Origin of the sequence: Methanobacterium formicicum (assembly GCF_029848115.1) — an archaeon.
Taxonomy (GTDB): Archaea; Methanobacteriota; Methanobacteria; order Methanobacteriales; family Methanobacteriaceae; genus Methanobacterium; species Methanobacterium formicicum.
In genome coordinates, this window is record NZ_JARVXG010000050.1 from 32,501 (window position 1) to 37,500 (window position 5,000).

The 5,000-nt window shown below is 41.2% G+C and carries 6 protein-coding genes (2 of these 6 running past the window's edge); 4 read left to right on the forward strand and 2 right to left on the reverse strand.

Going from position 1 to position 5,000, the window contains the following annotated elements:
- Both QC759_RS06925 and QC759_RS06930 read right to left on the reverse strand, forming a co-directional pair.
- Nucleotides 1-777: the beginning of a histidine kinase dimerization/phosphoacceptor domain -containing protein gene (locus QC759_RS06925; RefSeq protein ID WP_334097731.1), read on the reverse strand. 1,131 nt of this gene lie to the left of the window's left edge; only the first 777 of its 1,908 coding nucleotides appear in the window; its start codon is at nt 775-777; its stop codon lies off the left edge, out of view.
- Between the two features lie 363 nt (nt 778-1,140).
- A complete protein-coding gene (locus QC759_RS06930) occupies nt 1,141-1,563 on the reverse strand; it encodes a pyridoxamine 5'-phosphate oxidase family protein (protein ID WP_048073697.1) in 423 nt (140 codons plus the stop codon).
- A 215-nt stretch (nt 1,564-1,778) separates the two neighbouring features.
- On the opposite strand from QC759_RS06930, the gene QC759_RS06935 reads away from it, so the two are divergent.
- From QC759_RS06935 to ribC, 4 genes are all read left to right on the forward strand, one after another.
- Nucleotides 1,779-2,756: a methionine synthase gene (locus QC759_RS06935; protein ID WP_048073696.1), complete on the forward strand. Its 978-nt coding sequence runs from the start codon at nt 1,779-1,781 to the stop codon at nt 2,754-2,756.
- Nucleotides 2,744-3,361 (forward strand): thymidylate synthase, encoded by a 618-nt coding sequence (locus QC759_RS06940; protein WP_048073695.1) that lies wholly within the window; start codon nt 2,744-2,746, stop codon nt 3,359-3,361. The genes QC759_RS06935 and QC759_RS06940 overlap by 13 nt, the downstream gene beginning before the upstream one ends.
- Before the next feature lie 198 nt (nt 3,362-3,559).
- Nucleotides 3,560-4,522 (forward strand): methenyltetrahydromethanopterin cyclohydrolase, encoded by a 963-nt coding sequence (mch, locus tag QC759_RS06945; RefSeq protein WP_048073694.1) that lies wholly within the window; start codon nt 3,560-3,562, stop codon nt 4,520-4,522.
- Between the two features lie 396 nt (nt 4,523-4,918).
- Nucleotides 4,919-5,000: the start of a riboflavin synthase gene (ribC, locus tag QC759_RS06950; RefSeq protein WP_048073693.1), read on the forward strand. It continues 377 nt past the right edge of the window; only the first 82 of its 459 coding nucleotides appear in the window; its start codon is at nt 4,919-4,921; its stop codon lies beyond the right edge, outside the window.

The following is a 5,000-nucleotide window of genomic DNA, read 5'->3' on the forward strand; positions in this document are numbered from 1 at the left end:
GGGATCCTTTAGGGGCCCAATAATAACACTCACCCCGCTGGTAACCCCGTGATCCACAAGTAGTTGTGGTCCTGAAAATCTGGTTTCCAGGGAAAGATCCTCCACAATCACTGGCTTTTCAGAAAGTAAGGTGTAACCAGCCTGTGATTCAAGATTGTCCAGGATAATATAGTTATCACGGCTAGGAACCTCCCATCCCACTCCAGCTTCCATTATAAATTGCTGTTCTTGGGGTAACAGCCTTAAAATTTTACTGTAATCCACTTGGAGAGCTTCGGCTAATATCTCTGTTGTCTTGTGGAATATTTCCTTTAAAGAAGCATTTGATAGGGTTAGTTGACTTATTTCGGATAGTGCGGATTGTTGTTTTAGGCGGGATGTTATTTCCTTTTCCAATTCCTCTTTCTTCCTTAAAAAAAGCTCACGTTGTGATATATCCTTAAAAATAGTGGCGTATTCATTTTTCCCTACAGAAAAAGAGAAAATTTCCAAGTGTTTATTGAATTGAACTGAATATTCCTCAAAACTCTCTGAATTTTCCACGGATTCCATTTTTTTGAATATATTTAAGAATAAGGGGTCTTCAAAAACTTCTTTATTACTCTGACCCATAACTTCCAGGCAATCAAGTCCGGTAATGTTCTGGAAAGCTTCATTGACATCTACAATCCGGTGGTCTATAGCTTCTCCCTGGGAATTATGGATTATTCGGCTTCGAATTATTCCATTTGTCGTATTTGGGATTGCCTTAGGGTTAGGTTCGTCTATTACTGAAATAACATCACATCCCCTTGTTTTTTATTCTCCTGGAAAAATGTTCTTCGAATTTTGGGATTATGATGATTGGTTGTATGTGAATAGGTAAAAATATATCCCTGGTGTTAAGGATGAGCCGCACTAATCACATCACTGTAATCTTGGTGAGAAGGTACTAATTATCTCTCTTAAGATTACACACTAAAAAAAATGATGTTGATTACTACCTTAAACCGAAAATAAATGAATTACCGGAAGGTAAGGTGACATAACTTAAAATCATACTTTGAAATTTAAAATTAAATCAAAAATGGGTAAATGGGAAGGGACAAGTAAATGAGAATGGATAAAATATGATTCCATTCTCATACTAACAGTTCACTATCAAAATTTAATGATCTCTTTGGGCTTTACATTGCTCTCCCAGTCCCAGAAGTGGGCTTCACCATTAGAAATCCTGAATACAACCAGTTCTGGACCTTCAGCAGTGAGTCCAAACTCTGCCAGGAAGGGTCGGTCTGCCAGGACTTTCTTTTTGATTTCTACGTCATCCAAGAATTCAACCTCACCAGAAACCCTTAGCATGGTCCCCACGGCCTCATCGGGATGGTAGAATGCAAATTCCACCTTACCATTTTTCTCCAGCTGCCCCACCATCTCTTTCATGGTGGCTGTCTGGAAGTAAAAACCAGTCTCGTCAGCATACCACATCCCCATTCCCCTAACACGGGGTTGGTCCCCTTCAACAGTTGCCAGCCAGGCAACCGGGTTTTCATTGGCGAATTTCACACAATCGGCAAATTCCATATAAAATCCTCCTTCAAAATTCTTTTAAATTACCTATTTTATGCATTGTCTTAATTTTATGTTTTTTACTTTAATTAAATACTGGCAGAAAGGTAGTGTTGATTTTATATATTGAAAATGCCATATTTAGTGATTGAATATCCAAATTTATGGATTAAGTTTAAAAAACCACCAGTTAGAAATAAATATTCAAAAACATTCGAGTGAGGTCTGCAATGTTAACCACTGTAGTTGGAAGCTACCCATCACACCCCCAGGAACCATCTTCGTTTTCTTCTAAACTATCCTCCCTTCTGGGTAATTACGATCCTTACCAGGCAGCAGTGGAATCTGCGGTTAAGGACCAGGTAAAGTCCGGTGTAAACCTGGTCTCCACCGGGCAGGTACGAGGGGATATGGTGGAAATATTCGCCTGTGAAATAACTGGAATGGCCTGGGAAGAGGGAACCTCCAAGATAAAGGGGAAAATACTCCCACTCAACTACTCAATAGGTGCTAATGATATTAAAATCGCTTTGAAAACTGCAAATCAGATATCTGGAGATTTTAAGGCGGCAGAACAAGTTTTAATTAACGGTGAATTTAACCAAGCTGCCCGGGGAGTGAAGGGCATAATAACCGGTCCCACTACCCTGGTTTTGTCTTCACGAATGGAAGGATTCTACACCGTGGAAAAACGAGATAAAGCCATCATTGACCTGGCCCACGCCCTTAACCGTGAAGCAAAATACCTGGAAAAGGCGGGTGCTGCACTGATACAATTTGATGAACCCTTCCTCTCCACGGGTATGGCTGATATGAAAACCGCCCACCAAGCCATAAAAATAGCTCAAAATGGATTGAAAGTACCCCTGGCCATGCACGTGTGTGGGGATGTGGGACAGATCTTGGGCAAACTCCTGAAATTCCCAGTGGACATCATTGACTGTGAATTTGCCGGTATCCGGAAAAATCTGGAAGTCCTCCAGAATACAGATCTGGGGGGTAAAAAGATCGGCTTTGGATGTGTGGACACCAAAACAGAACGAGTGGAAAGTTCAGAAGAAATCCACACCCTCCTGAAGGAAGGAATGGAAATTATAGGAGCAGATAACATGTTGGTAGACCCGGACTGTGGAATGCGTATGCTACCTCGTGAGGTGGCTTATCAAAAACTGAAGAACATGACGGAGGCAGTGGGATGGCTATCCTGATTAAAACCCCCACCATAAAATCTGGTTGGGAAACACTGGTAAAAAGGGTAATGGAAAAAGGTGCAGAAATAAAGGACGAAAGAGGCTCCCTGACACTGGAGATTCGTAACACAGTGGTTAATATTAAAAGGCCGCTGGAACTGGAAATTCCCAAGGGATACTTCTGGAGCGGTGAAAAACTGGAGATATACGCGGAACAGTTCCTGAGTGATGATAAACAGGGATTTGTGTACACCTATGGAAACCGTTTAAGAGGACACTTTGAAGGGATAGATCAGATAGGAGAAGCTATCCGGCGCCTTAAAAACTGTAGAGAATCTCGAAGGGCCATATCTGTAACCTGGGACCCTACCACCGACACCAAGAATGAAGAAGTACCCTGCATGATACTGGTGGACTTTAAAATAAGGGATGGAAAACTGCACACCACAGGATTATGGCGTTCTCATGACATATACGGAGCCTGGTTCCCCAATGCCGTGGGATTAACCCATCTGGCCAAATACGTTGCAGAAGAAGTGGGAGTGGAAGTGGGAAGTCTAACCATACACTCCATCAGTGCCCACATATACCAGGTGAACTTTGAAGAAGCCTTAAGAGTATAATCCAGAATTTAAAAATGGTTCCTATTTTTAGAGTTTATTTATTATTATTTTTTTAATTTTTGTACAACTGGTTTGCTAAATCTAGGAACAAATAAAAAAACTTAAAAATCCCAGTTGATCAAAGGAGTTATAATGAATATACTAAATGGATAAATTTTTATTTATCCCGTGGATTTCACTTTCATTGGAGATGATGAGATGGTAAGTGTTAATTTAGAAGCTAAAAAAACAGTAGACTTAATGATTGAGAATGCAGACGACCTTAACATTGCTGTTCACAAACTGGAAAACGGTTCAACAGTTATCGATGCAGGGGTAGATGTAGCTGGAAGTTTCAAAGCAGGAGAACTCTACACCAAAGTTTGCCTGGGTGGACTGGCCGAAGTGGGAATATCCATCCCTGGAGACCTCTCTGAAAACTTCGCAATACCCTCAGTGAAGATAAAAACTCACCAGCCAGCTATTTCAACCTTGGGATCGCAGAAAGCAGGTTGGTCCGTGAGCGTAGGTGACTTTTTCGCCCTGGGATCTGGCCCAGCCCGAGCACTGGCCTTAAAACCAGAGGAAACCTATGAAGAAATCGGTTACATGGACGAAGCTGACCTGGCCATCATCACCCTGGAATCAGACAAGCTTCCGGGAGTGGATGTCATGGATTACGTGGCTAAAGAATGTAAAGTAGCACCGGAAAATGTCTACGCCCTGGTGGCACCCACTTCATCCCTGGTTGGTTCCATCCAGATCGCGGGAAGAGTGGTGGAAAACGGAACCTACAAAATGCTGGAAGCACTACACTTCGACGTGAACAAGGTTAAACACGCAGCAGGTATAGCTCCCATAGCACCAGTGGATCCGGATGGAATGAAGGCCATGGGAAAAACCAACGACGCAGTCTTATTCGGAGGTCGAACCTACTACTACATAGAATCCGAGACCAAAGACAACCTGAAAGAACTGGCAGAAAAATTACCTTCATCTGCTGCTGATGGATACGGAAAACCATTCTACGATGTCTTCAAGGAAGCCAACTTCGACTTCTTCCAGATCGACAAGGGAATGTTTGCACCAGCTGAAGTGGTTATCAACGACCTCACCACCGGAGAATTATTCCGGGGTGGATACGTAAACGTGGAATTACTGAAAAAGTCCTTTGGAATATAAGGGTGAACTAACACCCTTTTCTTACATTTTCAGAATTTTTATTTTTCACACATAAAATGTCCATTAAAACCCATAATATGTCCAGTAATTGCTTATTTTTAATTTAGAAGGAATTCATATTATTTTGAGAATGAAATTTAGAATAAATCCAGGCCTATCCTGAGAATAATCGTCCTGCCTTTTATTTTAGGGTTATGAGTTTACACCAAAAGTGGTTGTAAATTTCTACACAAATATTCATATAAATCCAGTAACAATAGCAAGACCAAGACTGATCTATCAAGAGACTGAATCAAAAAACTGGTCTATTCATAATTTAATTTATCAAAAAAGAGTGACCTTTTAATCAAAACTTTTAATTTAATGGAAAACTTGCAAACCAGCAGTGTGATAAACATGAAAATTGGAATCTGCGATACTACCTTTGCCCGTTACGACATGGCCTCGGCAGCTATAAATGAGATAAAACAGCATGTGG